The organism is Nocardiopsis listeri (genome assembly GCF_020741345.1).
Taxonomy (GTDB): domain Bacteria; phylum Actinomycetota; class Actinomycetes; order Streptosporangiales; family Streptosporangiaceae; genus Nocardiopsis; species Nocardiopsis listeri_A.
Genome location: NZ_DYZD01000318.1, coordinates 1 through 3417, shown reverse-complemented (window position 1 = coordinate 3417; position 3417 = coordinate 1). Strand labels below are relative to the sequence as shown.

The window sequence follows — 3417 nt, the reverse complement described above, 5'->3', positions numbered from 1 at the left end:
CCGACTTCGCCCAGGCCGTCATCGACGCCGGCCTGACCTGGATCGGTCCGCCCCCGGCGGCGATCACCGCGCTGGGCGACAAGGTCCAGGCCCGCCACATCGCGCAGAAGGTCGGCGCGCCGCTGGTCGCGGGCACCGCCGACCCGGTGACCTCCGCCGAGGAGGTGGTGACCTTCGCCGAGCAGCACGGTCTGCCGATCGCGATCAAGGCGGCCTTCGGCGGCGGCGGGCGCGGCCTCAAAGTGGCCCACACCCTGGCCGAGGTGCCCGACGCCTACGAGTCGGCGGTGCGCGAGGCGGTGACGGCGTTCGGGCGTGGTGAGTGCTTCGTGGAGCGTTACCTGGACAAGCCCCGGCACGTGGAGACGCAGTGCCTGGCCGATGCCCACGGCAACGTCGTGGTGGTCTCCACCCGCGACTGCTCCCTGCAGCGCCGCCACCAGAAGCTGGTGGAGGAGGCCCCCGCCCCCTTCCTGACCCAGGACCAGGTCGAGCGCCTGTACGCCTCCTCCAAGGCCATCCTCAAGGAGGCCGGATACGTGGGCGCCGGCACCTGTGAGTTCCTGGTCGGCGTCGACGGCACCATCTCCTTCCTGGAGGTCAACACCCGTCTGCAGGTCGAACACCCCGTCACCGAGGAGGTGAGCGGTATCGACCTGGTGCGGGAGATGCTGCGCATCGCCGACGGCGAAGAACTCGGCTACGACGACCCGGCCATCCGCGGCCACTCCGTGGAGTTTCGGATCAACGCCGAGGACCCGGGCCGAGGCTTCATGCCCGCCCCGGGCACCATCACCGAACTGGCCCTGCCCACCGGCCCGGGTGTGCGGGTCGACACCGGCTGTGAGGCCGGATTCACCGTCCCGCAGGCCTTCGACTCGATGGTGGCCAAGCTGATCGTGACCGGCCGCACCCGCACCGAGGCGCTGCAGCGCTCCAGGCGGGCCCTGGCCGAGTTCACCGTCGGTGGGATGCCCACCGTGATCCCCTTCCACCAGGCCGTGGTGGTCGACGAGGCGTTCGCCCCCGCCGACCCCGACCAGGAGTTCGGGGTCTACACCCGCTGGATCGAGACCGAGTTCGACAACACGATCGCCCCCTGGGACGGCGAAGCGGGTTCCGCCGAGTCGGCCGAGCGAGAGAGTGTGACCGTGGAGGTCGGCGGTAAACGCGTGGAGGTGGTCCTGCCCGCTTCTTTGGGTGCGGCCGCCGCCACCACCGCCGGTGGTGGGAGGAAGAAGCGTGCCTCTCGTAGGAGCGGCGGCGCGGCGGTGGTCGGCGGTGACGCGCTCGTCTCACCGATGCAGGGCACCGTGGTCAAGGTCGTGGCCGAGGAGGGCGCCCAGGTCACCGAGGGTGACACGGTGGTGGTCATCGAGGCGATGAAGATGGAGCAGCCGTTGAGCGCGCACAAGGCCGGTGCGGTGAGCGGGTTGAAGGTCGCCCCGGGCGAGACCGTGGGCAACGGAGCCATCATCTGCGAGATCAAGGACGCCTGACAGGGTTCGTCCGAGGGGCATCGCCGGGGGACCAGTTCAGACCCGGCGGTGCCCCTTCGTCGTTCGTCCCCTTTGAAGCGGGTCCGGCGCAGGCCACCGGGGTGATCCTCATCGCCCTCGGAAGCGGGAAGAAGCAGCGCAGCAAGGCTTCTGGGCAGGAGGGACACGGAAAGCGGTCGAGGACGTATGGAAAAGGTAAGCAAACAGGGCTAGTGTTCTCGATCGTGACGAACATCTGGGGACTGACACGAAGGTGGCACATCGACCTGTGCCGCTTCGCCAGCCACGCGTGTAGCTAGGTCCACGCGCGCCCGTTCGGGCTGCGCGCCGCCACGCCTTTCCCGTCGTCACCCTCTTTCCGGTGACACCCACCCGTTCCCCTAGCCGGAGTCCTCGTACGTCCGCACACTGTGGCGTGCCCTCGCTCCGGCATCTCGCTTGGAGCCACTTCCGTGTCCACTCAGACCGAACAGGTCAAGAAGAGGCGGCGTTTTCCGCTTCCGTCCTTCGGAGTCCAGGTCCTCCTCGGCCTCGTCCTCGGCCTCGCCCTCGGTGTGGTCGCCATCCAGATCGGGCCGGTGGGCGACGGTGAGCCGAACTGGCTCGCCACCACCCTGGAGACCATCGGCGGCACCTTCGTCACCCTGCTGCGCACGATCGTTCCGCCGCTGATCGTCCTCGCCGTCATCTCCTCCATCGCCAACCTGCGCAACGTCACCAACGCCGCGCGTCTGGCCTGGAAGACCCTTCTGTGGTTCGCGATCACCGCGCTGGTCTCGGTGGCCATCGCCATCACCCTGGGTCTGGTGGTCCGTCCCGGCCTCAACAGCGCCGTGGACGACTCCAACCTGGCCGAGCCCGGCAGCCAGGGATCCTGGCTCGCGTTCATCGAGAGCCTGGTGCCGGCCAACTTCCTGGGTCTGGCCGCCGAGACCAACGCCGACGACCTGAGCACCTCCCTCAGCTTCAACGCCCTGCAACTGATCGTCATCGCGGTCGTGCTGGGCATCGCCGCCGTCAAGGTCGGCAAGCCGGCCGAGCCCTTCATCAACTTCACCGAGTCGACCCTGCAGGTCGTGCTCAAGGCGCTGTGGTGGGTCATCCGTCTGGCCCCGATCGGCACCGTGGGTCTGCTGGGCAACGCCGTCTACAGCTACGGCTGGACGACCATCGGCGCGCTCGGCAAGTACACGATCACCATCTACATCGGCCTGGCGCTGGTGCTGTTCGTCGTGTACCCGATCGTGGCCCTGGTCAACGGCCTGTCCCCCGCCAAGTACTTCTCCGGTGTGTGGCCCGCGGTCCAGCTGGGCTTCGTGTCCCGCTCCTCGATGGGCACCATGCCCGTCACCCAGCAGGTCACCGAGCAGAACCTGGGCGTGCCCCGCTACTACTCGGCGTTCGCGGTGCCGTTCGGCGCGACCACCAAGATGGACGGTTGCGCCGCGATCTACCCGGCGATCTCGGCGATCTTCGTCGCCCAGTTCTTCGGGATCGAGCTGGCGTTCACCGACTACCTGCTGATCGTGTTCGTCTCGGTCATCGGATCGGCCGCGACCGCGGGCACCACCGGCGCCACGGTCATGCTCACCCTGACCCTGTCCACGGTGGGTCTGCCCCTGGAGGGCGTGGGCCTGCTGCTGGCCGTCGACCCGATCCTGGACATGGGCCGCACCGCGACCAACGTCGCCGGTCAGGCCCTGGTCCCGGCCGTCGTCGCCAAGCGCGAGGGCATCCTCGACCTGGTCCGTTACAACGCCCGCCGGGGTTCCACCGGTTTCGTTCCGCTGGACGAGCCGGGCACCCTGTCCGCCGAGGCCGAGGAACGCGACCCGGAGGCCGAACGCGCCACCGCCGGTTCGAGCGCGAAGAGCTAGCTCGCGCACACGAACCGATCAGGGGCCCGTCGAAGGTAGAT

The 3417-nt window shown here is 68.8% G+C and carries 2 protein-coding genes; both read left to right on the top strand.

The annotated features are described in order from the left end of the window. The coding region (locus K8V84_RS17135) for a biotin/lipoyl-containing protein (RefSeq protein ID WP_304076111.1) at nucleotides 1-1499 on the top strand (1499 nt) is incomplete at its 5' end. Nucleotides 1500-1951: 452 nt separating this feature from the next. Beyond that, nucleotides 1952-3376, top strand: coding sequence for a dicarboxylate/amino acid:cation symporter (locus K8V84_RS17130; RefSeq protein ID WP_304076110.1), 1425 nt, complete (start codon nucleotides 1952-1954; stop codon nucleotides 3374-3376). Nucleotides 3377-3417 lie beyond the last annotated feature (41 nt).